This window comes from uncultured Mesonia sp., from assembly GCA_947499595.1.
Lineage (GTDB): Bacteria > Bacteroidota > Bacteroidia > Flavobacteriales > Flavobacteriaceae > Mesonia > Mesonia sediminis.
Genome location: CANMOY010000004.1, coordinates 212,645 through 227,750 on the forward strand (window position 1 = coordinate 212,645; position 15,106 = coordinate 227,750).

16 protein-coding genes are annotated in these 15,106 nt (G+C 35.8%); 11 read left to right on the forward strand and 5 right to left on the reverse strand.

What is annotated here, in order from left to right; all coding sequences use genetic code 11:
* Window positions 1–86: 86 nt before the first annotated feature.
* Window positions 87–917, forward strand: coding sequence for a glycosyltransferase family 2 protein (locus tag ACH2AZ_RS06710; protein WP_394907201.1), 831 nt, complete (start codon window positions 87–89; stop codon window positions 915–917).
* Here ACH2AZ_RS06710 and ACH2AZ_RS06715 read toward each other — a convergent pair.
* Genes ACH2AZ_RS06715 through ACH2AZ_RS06725 form a run of 3 tightly spaced genes read right to left on the reverse strand, consistent with a single transcriptional unit; the run spans window position 914 to window position 3,705 of the window.
* Window positions 914–1,777 (reverse strand): ATP-grasp fold amidoligase family protein, encoded by an 864-nt coding sequence (locus ACH2AZ_RS06715; RefSeq protein ID WP_394907202.1) that lies wholly within the window; start codon window positions 1,775–1,777, stop codon window positions 914–916. The two genes, ACH2AZ_RS06710 and ACH2AZ_RS06715, sit on opposite strands and share 4 nt — an antisense overlap.
* 40 nt (window positions 1,778–1,817) lie before the next feature.
* Window positions 1,818–2,888: a glycosyltransferase family 9 protein gene (locus ACH2AZ_RS06720; RefSeq protein ID WP_394907203.1), complete on the reverse strand. Its 1,071-nt coding sequence runs from the start codon at window positions 2,886–2,888 to the stop codon at window positions 1,818–1,820.
* Between the two features lies 1 nt (window position 2,889).
* Window positions 2,890–3,705, reverse strand: a complete 816-nt coding sequence (locus ACH2AZ_RS06725) for a 2,3,4,5-tetrahydropyridine-2,6-dicarboxylate N-succinyltransferase (protein ID WP_394907204.1) — start codon at window positions 3,703–3,705, stop codon at window positions 2,890–2,892.
* Between the two features lie 90 nt (window positions 3,706–3,795).
* Between ACH2AZ_RS06725 and ruvX the strand changes: the two genes are divergently transcribed.
* The 4 genes from ruvX (at window position 3,796) to ligA (ending at window position 7,517) form a co-directional block, all read left to right on the forward strand.
* Complete coding sequence (ruvX, locus tag ACH2AZ_RS06730; protein WP_394907205.1) at window positions 3,796–4,212, forward strand: Holliday junction resolvase RuvX; 417 nt, start codon at window positions 3,796–3,798, stop codon at window positions 4,210–4,212.
* A 98-nt stretch (window positions 4,213–4,310) separates the two neighbouring features.
* Window positions 4,311–4,901 (forward strand): peptide deformylase, encoded by a 591-nt coding sequence (gene def / locus ACH2AZ_RS06735; RefSeq protein ID WP_394907206.1) that lies wholly within the window; start codon window positions 4,311–4,313, stop codon window positions 4,899–4,901.
* Window positions 4,902–4,960: 59 nt separating this feature from the next.
* Window positions 4,961–5,380: a DUF5606 domain-containing protein gene (locus ACH2AZ_RS06740; RefSeq protein ID WP_394907207.1), complete on the forward strand. Its 420-nt coding sequence runs from the start codon at window positions 4,961–4,963 to the stop codon at window positions 5,378–5,380.
* Between the two features lie 145 nt (window positions 5,381–5,525).
* Entirely contained in the window at window positions 5,526–7,517 is a 1,992-nt protein-coding gene (gene ligA, locus ACH2AZ_RS06745) for an NAD-dependent DNA ligase LigA (protein ID WP_394907208.1), read from the forward strand.
* A 42-nt stretch (window positions 7,518–7,559) separates the two neighbouring features.
* Here ligA and ACH2AZ_RS06750 read toward each other — a convergent pair whose 3' ends face one another.
* The gene (locus ACH2AZ_RS06750; RefSeq protein ID WP_394907209.1) at window positions 7,560–8,477 is read right to left on the reverse strand and encodes a bifunctional metallophosphatase/5'-nucleotidase; all 918 of its coding nucleotides are present in this window, start codon (window positions 8,475–8,477) and stop codon (window positions 7,560–7,562) included.
* A gap of 3 nt (window positions 8,478–8,480) precedes the next feature.
* A complete protein-coding gene (locus ACH2AZ_RS06755; protein WP_394907210.1) occupies window positions 8,481–9,242 on the reverse strand; it encodes a 5'-nucleotidase C-terminal domain-containing protein in 762 nt (253 codons plus the stop codon).
* 129 nt (window positions 9,243–9,371) lie between these two features.
* On the opposite strand from ACH2AZ_RS06755, the gene ACH2AZ_RS06760 reads away from it, so the two are divergent.
* From ACH2AZ_RS06760 to coaBC, 6 genes are read left to right on the forward strand one after another with little or no spacing between them, the layout of a single operon-like run.
* Entirely contained in the window at window positions 9,372–11,246 is a 1,875-nt protein-coding gene (locus tag ACH2AZ_RS06760; protein ID WP_394907211.1) for a peptidase M61, read from the forward strand.
* An 11-nt stretch (window positions 11,247–11,257) separates the two neighbouring features.
* Window positions 11,258–11,752, forward strand: coding sequence for a DUF6913 domain-containing protein (locus ACH2AZ_RS06765; protein WP_394907212.1), 495 nt, complete (start codon window positions 11,258–11,260; stop codon window positions 11,750–11,752).
* A 5-nt stretch (window positions 11,753–11,757) separates the two neighbouring features.
* Window positions 11,758–12,642 carry a 4-hydroxy-tetrahydrodipicolinate synthase gene (gene dapA / locus ACH2AZ_RS06770; RefSeq protein ID WP_394907271.1) on the forward strand — a complete coding sequence of 295 codons (885 nt, stop codon included), beginning with the start codon at window positions 11,758–11,760 and terminating at the stop codon, window positions 12,640–12,642.
* A gap of 55 nt (window positions 12,643–12,697) precedes the next feature.
* Window positions 12,698–13,549 (forward strand): outer membrane protein assembly factor BamD, encoded by an 852-nt coding sequence (locus tag ACH2AZ_RS06775; RefSeq protein WP_394907213.1) that lies wholly within the window; start codon window positions 12,698–12,700, stop codon window positions 13,547–13,549.
* 4 nt (window positions 13,550–13,553) lie between these two features.
* Window positions 13,554–13,883, forward strand: coding sequence for a DNA-directed RNA polymerase subunit omega (locus ACH2AZ_RS06780; protein ID WP_379045575.1), 330 nt, complete (start codon window positions 13,554–13,556; stop codon window positions 13,881–13,883).
* Between the two features lie 10 nt (window positions 13,884–13,893).
* A complete protein-coding gene (gene coaBC, locus ACH2AZ_RS06785) occupies window positions 13,894–15,099 on the forward strand; it encodes a bifunctional phosphopantothenoylcysteine decarboxylase/phosphopantothenate--cysteine ligase CoaBC (RefSeq protein WP_394907214.1) in 1,206 nt (401 codons plus the stop codon).
* Window positions 15,100–15,106 lie beyond the last annotated feature (7 nt).

Here is a 15,106-nt window from a genome sequence, read left to right on the forward strand (position 1 = left end):
TTTTTTAGGGTTTTTTATAAATCACTGTAATTTTCTAAGTGAAATGTTTATTTTTGACTCGTTTAAAAAAGATTTAGTTAGCATACGTGTTCTCAAAACCTCAAATATCGGTTATTATAAGTACTTATAATTCTGAAAAGTGGCTTGAAAAAGTGCTTTGGGGTTATGCTTGTCAAAATTTTGATAATTTTGAGTTGGTACTAGCCGATGACGGCTCTAAAAAGCCAACCTTTGACTTGATTGAGCAAATGCGAGGCCAGTTACCTTATGAAATAAAACACATTTGGCAAGAAGATGAAGGTTTTCAAAAATCTAAAATTCTAAATAAAGCGATTTTGGCTTGTGACAGCGATTATATACTCATGTCTGACGGAGATTGCATACCTAGACAAGACTTCGTGAGTCAGCATTTAAATTATAGAGAAAAAGGATATTTTCTATCTGGTGGTTATTTTATGTTGCCCTTAGCTATATCTGAGTTAATAACTAAAGAAGATATTCTTAAACAACGTTGTTTTGATGTGGCATGGTTAAAAGCTCGCGGACTTAAAGCATCTTTTAAAAACACTAAGTTGCGTGCGAACAATAAGCTAAATGCAATTCTAAATTTTATTACACCAACCAATGCCAGTTGGAATGGTCACAATGCCAGCGGTTGGAAAGCGGATATATTGGCGGTAAATGGTTTTGATGAACGCATGCAATACGGAGGACAAGATCGTGAGCTGGGCGAGCGCTTATTTAACTTCGGAATAAAATCTAAACAAATTCGATACTCGGCCATCTGTGTACATCTTGATCATCCGCGCGGTTATAAAACACCCGAATCTATAAATAAAAATCTTGCCATCAGAGCGGATACTAAAAATAAAAAGTCAAAGTGGACCGCCTTTGGTATTCAAAAGAACACCAATTAAACCTCTTTTATTTCTTTCTTATTTTCAGGTAATGCGGGTAGTTTTATCATATCTCCCAGAATTTTATTGTAATGAGCAGGGTGAAAGTCACTTCTTCCATCGGCAGGATAAAATGTCATTTCTCCAAAAATGGTCTTGTTTTTTATTGAGTATAAATCAACTCTTACAAAAGGAAATTTATCTGCCAATTTAGTAGCCACTTGAATCATTTCATCAAAATTATCGGGTTTTTCTAACGCACCAGAATAAACTTTGACTGTTTTTTTATATAAATCTAATTTTTTCCAATTTAAATCGTAAAATACCCGTTGATCGTTTACACCTCGTTCAAGGTCTATTTGAACAAATTTAGGCTCTCCGTTGAAACAAAAGAATTTATAATCTAAAATTACATCTTTGTCCATTTCCTCTAAATACTTTTCTGCAATTAATCTAGGAGGAACATTTTTATAAGCCCATTCAAGTCCGCCACGATAATATTGGTTTTTATGCATCCATTTATTCATTAAAAACCTTGCTTTATTTCGGTTCAGCTTTGTTTTGTCTTTAACAATGAGGTTAAAGTGAAAGCCGTGCACACCTTTAATTACAAATTTATTAGGCAACTCGTCAAAATTGACTTTGGAGGCTTTGTCATAAACAGCGATTAAATCATTTAAGTATTGCTCGCCCACTTTTTCTTTTACATATTCTCTTACCGCATACTTATCAACCAATTTGGTAAGAATATCTGGGTGGTAATAGGTCTTCAGCCACTGTATTTTTTGATTAAACTCCACAGGATTTTTCAAATCTAATTTCTTACCCAAGTAGTATTCATAGTAAATGGGCATATAGATCTCAGGAGGGAGAAACTTCATTTTTTTTAGAATACCATAGAGTAATTTTTTTGCTCCCATATTAAGCTTTGATCGATTTTTGAATAAATTGAACTAATTTTTTTTCCAATAAGTAGGGTTCGAATTTTGAATAATATTCTTGCTGGTTTTTCCTTAAAAACTTTCTGTTCTTATCCGAAAATAATTCGGGCTTAAAATCTTTTAAATGAACGTTCAAGTGTTTTTTATCTGAATCATTGTTACCCCAGGTTTCTTTTCTAATCCAAGGAGAGAAGATAGCAAAACTAGGTATGTTTACTGCTTTAGCCATGTGAATTGCGCCACCTTCATTACCAATCATAGCCTTACAAAAAGAGGTAAGTACAATAAACTCTCTTAAACTAGGAGTATAGAAATCTATTATGGAATCTAAGGTTTGCTTCTGGCAATGTGATTTTAATTCATCTACAAATTTGCTTTGATGTGGAATATAATTAAATAAGAAAGTAATTTCATTAAATTCCGCTTTAAGCGTATTTAAAAGCTGCGCCAAATAGGGCAGGGGGTAAGTTTTATCGGGAGAACTGCCCAAGATATTTACCATTACAGGAAATTTATTTTCTAAACTTATATTCTTTTGCGTTAATTGCATTTTTAGCTGGCTCCTTTCTTCTTCATTCAAGAAAATCTTAGGGTCTACATCATAATTGATATCTTTGAATAAAGGTTCCAGCATTTTTAATCGGTTTTCTTGAGCAAGCGGAATTCCTTTGTTTCTATTCTTTCGAGATTCAATAGGGTGTGTGTAGGCCCAATTGAGGTATGACTTTGATTTACCGATTCTAATTTTGGCTCGTGAAAAGAAGCTGATTAGGGCGCTCGCGTTTTTGCTGTAAACGTCAATTACGACGTCGTAATTTTCTTTACGGATGCTTTTTAAAAAGCTGTAAAATTTTATTTTACTCTTTTCAACTTGAGGTGTAAATTCGATTATTTTATCGATGTACGGATTGTTCAATACTACCGGTAAGGTGTGCGAATATATAAGGTAATGTAACTCAGCAGAAGGATTTTCCTTTCTAATCGCTTCGAATAAAATAGACGAGGTTAATACGTCTCCAATCATCTTCTGCTGAATTATTAAAATTTTCATACTATACGGCTACGTCATACGTTCGTAATGCGTCATTTAGCGAGGTTTTCTTATTGGTGCTCTCTTTTCTCTTTCCGATAATCAAAGCACAAGGAACCTGAAATTCTCCCGCAGGAAACGTTTTGGTATAACTACCTGGTATGACAACAGAGCGAGCGGGTACAATACCTTTCATCTCTTTTGGTGTGTCGCCGGTAACGTCTATAATTTTAGTCGATGCTGTTAAAACCACATTTGCCCCTAGAACAGCTTCTTGTTCTACGCGCACTCCTTCTACAACAATACTTCTAGATCCTAAAAAAGCATTGTCTTCAATAATTACAGGCGCGGCTTGCAAGGGTTCTAGAACACCACCAATTCCAACTCCTCCAGATAAATGAACATTTTTACCTATTTGCGCACAGCTCCCTACGGTTGCCCAAGTGTCTACCATCGTTCCTTCGTCTACATAAGCGCCTATATTAACATAACTAGGCATCATAATAACGCCTTTAGATATATAAGCGCCGTGCCTTGCTACAGCATTAGGCACAACACGAATTCCTTTTTCTTTATAGCCTGTTTTAAGTGGCATTTTATCGTGGTATTCAAATATACCAGCTTCTAGAGTTTCCATTTTTTGAATCGGGAAATAAAGTACAACGGCCTTTTTCACCCATTCATTAACCTGCCAACCAGCAGCAGTAGGCTCTGCACAACGCAAAGATCCTTCATCTATTAATTGTATTACTTTTCGTATAGCTTGTATCGTATCGGTATTTTGTAATAAACTTCTATCGTTCCAAGCCTCTTCAATGCTTTTTTGTAGCCTTTCCATAAAAATAATTTGGTGTAAATATACAGTATCTGGCCAAAATAGAAATCTATTTTTAAAGAAGTATTAAATTTGCAAAAAATCAAACCTTTTATGCCTCGAATTTTAGCCATTGACTTCGGTACCAAAAGAACTGGAGTTGCCGTAACCGACGAAATGCAACTCATAGCTTCTGGTCTCACCACTGTAGAAACTAAACAGTTATTAACTTTTATTAAAGAATATATAGCTAAAGAAAAGGTAGAGTTGTTGGTGGTGGGTGAACCAAAACAAAGAGATGGCTCTCCTAGCCAGAGCGAAGCACCTATACAGGCTTTTTTAAAAGTGCTGCAAAAAGAATGTCCAGAACTTAAGGTGCATCGAGAAGATGAGCGATTTACAAGTAAAATGGCTGTTCAAAGTATGATTCAAGGGGGAATGAAAAAGAAAAAAAGAAGAAACAAGGCACTAATTGATGAGATTAGTGCAACCATTATTTTACAAAATTATTTGTATTCAAAAAGTAATTAGTTCGTAGTTTTTATTATTTTCAACTTGGGATTATAACAAATTGCTACAAAGTTTAAGGTGCTTTACTTACCTTTGCACTCTCAAGAAATACAGAATTTATGATTTTACCAATCGTAGCCTACGGAGATCCCGTATTAAAGAAAAAAGCTAAAGCTATTAATGAAGATTATCCTAAGTTAAAAGAGCTTATAGATAATATGTGGGAAACCATGTATAACGCCTATGGTGTGGGGCTGGCTGCACCTCAAGTTGGTTTGCCTATTCGTTTATTTGTGATTGATCCTACTCCCTTTGCAGAAGATGAAGATTTAAGCAAAGAAGATAGAGATCAATTACGCGATTTAAAAAAAGTTTTTATCAATGCTCAAATTGAATCTGAATCGGGAGATGAATGGGCTTTTAATGAAGGCTGCTTAAGTATACCAGATGTGCGTGAAGATGTGTTTAGAAAGCCAGAGATTACCATCTCTTATTACGATGAAAACTGGGTGAAACATCAAGATACTTTTACAGGATTAGCTGCACGAGTAATTCAACACGAATACGATCATATCGAAGGGATTTTGTTTACCGATAAATTGTCTAGTTTGAAAAAGAGATTGATAAAGGGTAAACTTGCTAACATCAGTAAAGGAAAAATTAAAATAGACTACCGTATGCGCTTTCCGAAACAAAAAATTGTGCGTTAAACTTGTGAAATAAAGGTAGAGATTAGATATTTGTTTTTTTAATTAACTAAAAATAGAATATGAGTTTAGATAAAGTGCTGTCTATTTCGGGAAAACCCGGTTTATATGAATTAAAAGCGCAAACACGAGGTGGCTTTGTAGCGGAGTCTTTAGATACGGGAAAAAAACTTTCTGTAAGCGTACGCCACAATGTAAGTATGTTGAGTGAAATTGCTATTTATACCTATACCGAAGAAGTGCCATTAGGTGAAGTTTTTCAAAAAATTGCCGAAAAAGAAGATCATAAAGAAAGCAGTGTTAGCCATAAAGAATCAAAGGCAAAACTAGAGGCTTACTTTCAAGAAATTTTACCAGAATTTGACGAAGATCGTGTTTATTCAAGCGATATTAAAAAGGTAATTCAATGGTACAATATTTTAATAAAAGCCGGTAAAACCGATTTTAATACAGAAAAGGAAGAAGAGGCCGTATCAGAATAATAGTTTCTGAATAGCCTTGTAAAATTAAAGTCTTTAGCTGCAGCTAAAGACTTTTTTATTTTATTAATGGCATTTACTATTAAAACTAAAACTAGTTTACTGCTGTATATTTATTAAATTCGCTTTTAGAGAGTAATAAGTCTTTATGGAACCAAAAGAAAAAATAAAACAACTCACTAAAGAGTTACACCAACACAATTATCAATATTACGTTTTAGATAAACCGAGTATTAGCGATTATAACTTTGATATGAAGCTTAAAGAGCTAGAAGAGCTCGAGCGAAAATACCCAGAATGGGCTCTTGACAACTCGCCAACCCAACGCGTAGGAGGTCAAGTCACCAAAAATTTTAAAACCGTTAAACATGATTCGCGTATGTATTCGCTGGCTAATTCTTACTCTAAAGAAGAATTACTGGACTGGGAGAAGCGAGTTAAAAAACTTATTCCGGGAGAAATTAGTTTTACCTGCGAACTCAAGTATGATGGCGCATCGATAAACCTAACCTATCAAAACGGACAGTTGCTGCGAGCGGTGACCCGTGGTGATGGAGAACAGGGAGATGAGGTTACAGCAAATGTAAAAACCATTCGATCGGTTCCTTTGCAATTACAAGGCGATTTTCCGGCTCGATTTGATGTTCGTGCCGAAATTGTGCTTCCGTATGAAGGCTTTGCTAAGTTGAATGCAGAACGTGTTGCTGCAGGTGAAGAACCATATGCTAATCCGCGTAATACAGCATCGGGTAGTCTAAAACTGCAAGATAGCGCCGAAGTGGCAAAAAGGCCGTTAGACTGTTTGGCTTATACTGTTGTGGGACAAGATTTAAACCTTACTACACAATTTGAATCTTTAAAAAGTGCAAGAAAATGGGGTTTTAAGGTGCCAGAAGAAGCACAACAAATGAATAGTATCGATGAGGTTTTACATTTTATAAATTACTGGGATGAGCACCGGCATGACTTACCATATGAAACAGATGGGGTAGTAATCAAGGTAAATAATTTGCAACATCAAGATGAATTAGGCTTTACAGCCAAAGCACCCCGGTGGGCCATAGCCTATAAATTTAAGGCAGAACAAGTCGAAACTAAATTAAATCAAATTTCTTATCAAGTAGGACGTACGGGAGCCATTACACCAGTTGCAAATTTAGAGCCTGTACAATTGGCCGGAACCGTGGTCAAGCGTGCTAGTTTACATAATGCCGATCAAATTGAGAAATTAGATGTTCGCGAACAAGATTATGTTTATGTAGAAAAAGGTGGGGAAATAATACCAAAAATAGTCGGGGTTAATTTCTCTAAAAGAGAAACAGATTCTAAACCAACAAAATATATTACGAATTGTCCTGAGTGTGACACTGTCTTAAAAAGAGAAGAGGGTGAGGCGCTGCATTATTGTGTGAATGCAGCAGGATGTCCACCTCAAATCGTAGGTCGAATCCAGCATTTTATTTCTCGTAAAGCCATGGATATCGAAGGTTTAGGGGGAGAAACGGTAGCACTTTTGGTTCGGGAAGGTTTAATAAAAAATTATGCCGATTTATACACCCTTCAAAAAGAACAGGTGCTTCCTTTAGAGCGAATGGCAGATAAATCTGCCGAAAATTTGATTAAAGGAATTCAAAAATCAAAAACAGTTCCCTATCCTAGGGTGTTATTCGGATTAGGAATTCGGTATGTAGGGGAGACAGTTGCCAAAACCCTTTGCAAAGCTTTTCCTAATATAGATGCCTTGCAAAAAGCAAGCCTTGAGGAGTTACAGGCGGTAAATGAAATAGGAATTCGAATAGCCGAAAGTGTAACCGATTTTTTTGCTATCGAGCAAAATCGCGAACTTATTAAACGCTTAAAAGATTATGGTTTACAGTTGGCAGTTGAAGAAAATGACTTGTCACCAACTTCTTCGGTTTTATCGGGTAAAAACTTTGTGATATCTGGTGTTTTTACACAGGTTTCGAGGAACGAACTTAAAAAGTTAATCGAAGAAAATGGAGGAAAAGTAACAGGTTCAATCTCGGGAAATACAGATTTCTTAGTGGCCGGTGAAAATATGGGACCTAGTAAATTGGCTAAAGCCGAAAAACTGAACACTCAAATTATTGATGAATCAACTTTTTTAAATATGATCTGATTTATAAACCGCCAGTGCGAAACAAAGCGCTGGCGGTATAATTTAAACCAGTATGCTTGCCCCTTCGCTACTGATATTTTTTTGGTCGTCTAAATAAAAATCTATTCTGCCTAAATTGATTCCTGCCCAACCTACTTGATTTACAAGCACATTTTTATCTTTGGCATTACGGACCACAGTAGGTTTATCTAAAAAAGTATGACTATGCCCACCAATAATCAAATCAATATTTTCGGTTCGTTTGGCAAGCTTTAAGTCATCAATCTTACCCGATTTATATTGGTAACCCAAATGCGAAAGGCAAATAACTAAATCACATTGCTCTTCATTTTTTAATTGGTGACTAAGGTCTTGAGCGACCATAACAGGATCATTGTACTGAGTTTCTCTATACATTTTTTTATTTACTAATCCTTCCAATTCAATACCTACGCCAAAAACACCAATTTTCACTCCATCTTTTATAAAAATTTCATAAGGTTTTATGTAGCCACCGTCAAGAATAGTATTGGAGAAATCATAGTTACTATTTATAAAACTAAATTTAGCATTTGGTATTTGCGCCAACAGGCCGTCTAGACCATTGTCAAAGTCGTGATTTCCCAATGTAGCAGCATCATAACCCATTTTGCTCATAAGCTTAAATTCAAGCTCTCCTCCATAAAAATTAAAATAAGGCGTGCCTTGAAACATATCGCCCGCATCTAATAAAAGTACATTAGGATTTTCTTTTCTAATTTTTTGAATTAAAGTATAGCGTTTAGCAACTCCACCAGCATTTGGATTTCTAGCGTTTTGTGGGCTAAAGGGTTCTATATGGCTATGCACATCATTGGTATGCAAGATGGTGATATGCTTCTTAAAAGAGGGTTTGAATCCTGTGCTTAAAACGCCTGCACCGGCGATACTTGTAAGAAATCCTGCCGCAGCCGTTTTTTGAATGAATGTTCTTCTTTTCATGACTTATTCTTGTATAAAACGTTGGTCGCGTAACGGATTAATGGTATCGTGTTTTTTAAAGTAATCTAAGAAAAGGTTTCTTAATTTGTAATCAATATAAGTGGCGGTTTCTTTCTTTTTAAAGAAATCCATGCGATCACCGCCTTCCATCAAATAATCGTTGGTGGCTATATAATACAAGCGATCATCTTCTAAATTTTTACCCTGAATCTTTTTACTTTTTATAGATCCGTTTTTATCTAAAATGAGCTGCATTCCCGCTAAGGGGTGCGCGGTTTGATTTTGAGCTAAGTATTCAAACATAGCATGCAAGTGCTTACCTTTGATTCCTACAATTACCAACTCGTTCTCAAAAGGCATGATATTGAAAGCAGTTTTAGTGGTAATATTGCCTTTACTGATGATAGAACGAATTCCACCGTGGTTTAAAAGAACCGCATCAATCGATTTTTGTTCCCTTTTTTGAAAAATAGGGTTGGCCATCTCTAAAACTGCATCGGCTTCCATATTTCCTATAGCTGTATTCAATTGGCCATCATTTTTAGATAAAGTTTTAGGCGTAAAAGACAAAACGCTGTTCATTTCTTTGTCAATATGCTCTTTATAAGGTTGGATAAAGGCGGTAATTTTAGGATCTTCTTCTATATCGGCTGCGACCGCAATTTGTTTAGCCTTTATATGGCTTACCGCCAAAGAAGTTTTTTCTTTACAACTCACTAGGCATAGTCCTGCGAGTAAGACAAGACCTGGTTTTAAGTAATGCATAGAATGATTTTTTACAAAGGTAAATATAAGCTTGGCTTATTTGTTTTTTTCGTCACAAAAATAATTATTTTTGAGCGCTATGTAACAACTACTAAAATAGTCGGTCTATATAATATGAATACAATTACTATGAAAAAAATAATCTTTCTTTTAAGCCTTTCATTTTTTATTTGGTCGTGCGGGGTTCAAAAAAACACTAAAGGCCAGCCTTTTTTTACAGAGGTTCATATAGATTTGGTTAATGTTGAAAACGACCGCGTTGAAGTAAAAATAGATCCCCAAGCTTTTAATCAAAACATCGTTAGTTATAATATTCCGCAAACGGTACCAGGTACCTATTCTGTAGATAATTACGGCCGATTATTATCTGGATTTAAAGCTTATGATTATAAAGGAAATTTACTTCCGGTTAAACCGATTGGAATGAACTCTTATGAAATTCAAAACGCGCAACAACTAGATTATATAACATATACTGTAGATGATACTTATGATGCCCAGGATGAACTAGGAGTGTTTTCTCCATCGGGAACGAATATTGCTGATAATGAAAACTTCGTGCTAAACTTACACGGACTTGTAGGTTACTTTACGGATTTGAAAGAAACTCCTTATACGATTTTAATTTTACGCGATGCACATTTGAACGGAGGTACTTCACTTAAAAAGCTTTCTAGTCAGGCAGTTGGCGAAATGCAAATGAAAGACATTTATCAAGCTTCACGATATTTTGAAGTGATGGATAATCCTATTATGTACACCGATGTTAGCGCGGCTCAGTTTAATCTTGAGGGAGGAATGCAAGTACGTCTTTACGTTTACTCCCCTAATAAAAAATATGACGCACAAGACCTTAGACCTAATCTTGAGAAAATTTTAAGGGCGCAAAAAAACTTTTTAGGTGAAATTGACAATACTGGCGAATACGTGATACTTCTCTATTTGTCTGATCTTGAGAAAACAGATGCGCAAGGTTTTGGAGCGCTAGAACATCATACTTCTACCATGGTAGTTATGCCAGAGGCTATGCCATTAGATTTTTTGAACAAAAGTATGACCGATGTAGTGGCACATGAATTCTTTCATATCATAACTCCCCTAAATATTCACTCTAAAGAAGTGCATTATTTTGATTACGCTAAGCCTAAAATGTCACAGCATCTATGGATGTATGAAGGGGTTACCGAATATTTTGCCAATCTTTTTCAAATCGATCAAAAATTAATTGATGAGTCTGCTTTTTATGAAAGAATTGCCGAGAAAATAGAAGCTGCAACCAATTACGATGACGAGATAGCTTTTACACATATGAGTCGGCATATACTTGAAGAGCCACATGCTTCTAATTACTATAATGTGTACTTAAAAGGAGCACTAATTGGGATGAGCTTAGACATACGTTTGCGCGAATTAAGCGATGGTAAAATGGGCGTTTTAGATTTAATGAAAGCATTGAGTGCCAAGTATGGTAAAGACAAACCCTTTGAAGATGAAAAATTATTTCAAGTTATTACCGAATTAACCTATCCAGAAATTGGGGGTTTTCTAAATACTTACGTGGCGGGGAATACACCTATACCTTACAAAAAATTTCTAGCCAAAGTAGGGGTAGAGCAATCGGTAGATACTATTAAAACCGATTTTTTCTTAAACCAAGCAGATCCGTTTATAGATGCAAAACCAGATAGTAAAGAGATATTTGTACGTGAAGGTATTGCATTAAACTCTTTCCTGAAAAATGCTGGCTTGCAAGGCGGTGATATCATCAAATCCATAAATAGACAAAATTATAATCTAGATAATATTATGAACCTCATATTAACTAGTCGAAACTGGAAGGAGGGTGATAAAATTGAAATGCTGGTGGAGCGCGATGGGGCGTTACTTAACTTAAAAACAAAAGTGATAACACCTGTCTTGTTTAAAAAAGAGTTAAAAAACATGGATCTACCACTAGAAGACCCACGTGTTGAATTAAGAAATGCTTGGCTTTACGGTCAATAAGACAAGAACAATTGAGTTTAAAAAAGAGAGCAATACAAAAAGAGGTCAATAAAAACCTGACTCAAAAAAGGGTGCAAAAACCATCAGCTATAAATAGCATTGGGATTTTGTATGAAAAAGATCAAGTAAATATTGCAAACTTAAGGCAAAACTTGACAAAACAGTTTAAGCTTAACAATGACGCTATAAATTGTTTGTCATTCGCGGAACAAATCAAGACCGAAAATGAGGGCGTTTTTACAAGAAAATCGTTTTCTTTCATAGGTAAGCTTAAGACGCAATCTGCAGCACAGCCGTTTTTAGAAAAGAAATATGATTTATTAATCAATTACTTTAATCAAGATAGGCAAGAGTTATTGTTTGTCAGTAGTCGAGTGAAAACCACTTTACGGATTGGTTTTCGGTTAAATGAAAAACGTTTGAATGATTTAGAAGTTTTGGTTTCATTAAATGAACACGAGTTGTTTATACAGGAGTTAGTTAAATATTTAAAAATTTTAAAATAACAATGATACAAAAATTTGTAGGCACAGGAGTGGCTTTGGTAACACCATTTACAGCCGATAGCGAAGTTGATGAAATCGCTCTGCGCAAAATTGTGAGATACCAAATAGAAAATGGAATAGACTACTTAGTGGTTTTAGGTACTACGGCAGAAAGCGCAACCTTAACCTCAAAAGAAAAGGCACGGATCAAGCAAATTGTAATCGATGAAAATAACGGAGAACTACCCTTGGTTTTAGGTTTAGGAGGTAATAGCACCCAACAAGTGGTAGATCAAATACAAAACGAAGACTTAACAGGATTCGATGCTCTGTTATCGGTTTCACCTTTTTATAATAAGCCTACCCAAGAGGGTATTTATCAGCATTTCAAACAAGTTGCACAAGCTACAAAAATGCCTATAATACTATATAACGTTCCGGGTAGAACTGCAAGCAATATGTTGCTGCACACGGTAGCACGACTGGCTTCTGATTTTGAAAATATAATCGGCATAAAAGAAGCAGCGGGCGATCTAGTGCAAGCGATGCAACTCATAGATAACTGTCCCAAAGATTTCTTGGTAATCTCTGGCGATGATATGATTACTTTGCCTATGGTTTTGGCGGGAGGTGCGGGAGTTATTTCGGTAATTGGTGAAGGTTTTCCCGAAGATTTCTCACGAATGGTAGCCCTGGGTCTTGATCGTAAGGTCGATGAAGCCTATGAATTGCATTATAAATTAGCTCCAGCTATAGATATGATTTTTGAAGAAGGAAATCCTGCAGGGATTAAGGTTGTGTTTCAAAAATTAGGCTTATCTACGGCGGTGGTAAGGTTACCTCTGGTTGAAGCTTCGGCTAATTTAAAATATCGTATTCACGAATTTATGGATAACCTAGCCAATGCTTAAAGCTGAAATGAAACAATTATTTTTTTACTATTCTAAAAAACAGTACTTTTGCAGAATGCAACAAATTTTAAAACATAATATTTATTATTTATTTTTACTAGTAAGTCTTATGGCTGGCGTTACTTCATGTAGTGAATACCAAAAGGCGTTAAAGAGCGATGAGGTAAAACAAAAGTATGAAGTGGCGATGCAACTTTATGAAGAAGGACTTACTGAAAATAAAAAATCAAAACATAAAAAAGCCTTACGACTTATTGAACAGGTATTGCCTCAATATAGAGGGAAACCCCAAGGAGAACATATATCTTTTGTGCACGCCAATAGCTATTATATTTTAGGTGCTTACTTTGACTCGGCATATCAATTTGAGCGTTTTACTAAGTCTTATCCCAATAGTCAAAAATACGAGGAGGCTTTTTACAAAAGTGCATTGAGTTATTATAACGAATCGCCAAGGTATTCGCTTGACCAGACCGAAACCTTAAAGGCGATGAATAAATTTCAAGAATACATTAGTAAATTTCCCGATGGAGAGCATATTGGAGATGCTAATGAGAAATACGCAGCTTTACGTGAAAAGCTAGAGAAAAAAGCTTACGAAATCGCTAAATCCTATCATCACCGCGAGGACTATAAAGCGGCTATTGAAGCCTTTGATAATTTTATAGAAAATAATCCGGGTTCTAAGTTTAGAGATGAAGCCTATTTTTATAAATTAGATGCTGCCTACATTTTAGCAATCAACAGTTATGCCCAGTTGGTAGAAGAGCGTTTAATCGCAGCACAAACATATTATGAAGATTACTTGAAATATTTCCCTCAAGGGGAATATGTAGAGCAAGCAAATACTATTGCAAAAGAGATAAAAGAGAGATTAAATAACAATTCAGAAAATAATTTAGGATAAACCTATGGATATTAAAAATTCTAAAGCGCCAGTAAGTACTACTACCATTGATAAAAACTTGGTAGATGCTCCTACAGATAATATTTATGAGGCAATTTCAATTGTAGCCAAGCGTGCTACACAAATCAATTCGGAGATAAAAAAGGAATTGATTGAGAAGTTAGATGAGTTTGCCACTTATAACGATAGTTTAGATGAAATCTTTGAGAACAAAGAGCAAATAGAGGTTTCTAAATTTTATGAGCGTTTACCTAAACCACACGCTTTAGCAGTGGAAGAGTGGTTAGAAGATAAGATCTACTTCAGAAATACAAAAGAAGACCAACAAGCCTAATCGATAAGATATGGCAGGCTTTTTACAGAACCAAAAAGTGGTATTAGGTATTACGGCAGGAATCGCCGCATACAAAATACCCTTTTTGGTTCGTTTGCTCATAAAAGAAGGCGCATCGGTTAAGGTGATTATGACGCCAAAAGCAAAAGAATTTGTTACACCCTTAACCTTGTCAACGCTTTCAAAACATGATGTGATTACCTCTTTTACCGATGAGGAAGATGAGGTTTGGAATAACCATGTTGATCTAGGCCTTTGGGCTGATTTTATGCTGGTGGCACCGGCTACGGCTAATACTTTGGCCAAGATGGCCAATGCACAATCCGATAATTTTTTATTAGCTACCTATCTCTCTGCAAAATGTCCTGTGTTCGTTGCTCCTGCAATGGATTTGGATATGTACAAACACCCGGGTACTCAAAATGCTTTAGATAAATTAAGCGCTTTCGGGAATTTAATTATTCCTGTAGGTACAGGAGAATTAGCGAGTGGTTTAAGTGGGGAAGGCAGAATGGCAGAGCCGCAGGATATTATTAATTATATTCTTGACTATCAGCAAAAGCAAAATCCGTGGACAGGAAAAAAAGTGTTGATTACCGCAGGGCCTACTTATGAGGCAATAGACCCTGTTCGCTTTATTGGGAACCACTCTAGCGGAAAAATGGGTTTTGCTCTTGCCAAAGAGGCGGCTAAGCTTGGCGCACAAGTGGTTTTGGTTAGCGGCCCTTCCAATCAAAAAATTGACTCTCCCAATATTAGGCTCATCGGGGTAACAAGCACCAAAGAAATGTATGATGCTGTTTTTGAGCATTATAATGAGGTAGACATAGCGATAGCTGCAGCAGCAGTATCAGATTATAGACCCTTGCAAAAAGCCAATCAAAAAATTAAAAAATCAGATCAATTTCTAGAGATTAGGCTAGAAAAGACAGAAGATATTTTAAAAGCAATGGGCGAAGCCAAAAGCCAACAATTCCTTATGGGATTTGCACTCGAAACAGAAAATGAATTGAAAAATGCTCGTGGTAAATTACAACGTAAGCACTTAGACGCAATTGTATTAAACTCCTTAAACGACAAGGGGGCAGGGTTTAAGCAACCCACCAATAAAATTAGGATTATTGACTCCCAACAAGTCTTAGATTATGAGTTAAAGACCAAGGATTTGGTGGCTACAGATATACTTAATTATATTCAATCACGTTTAAATAACTAGCATCTAA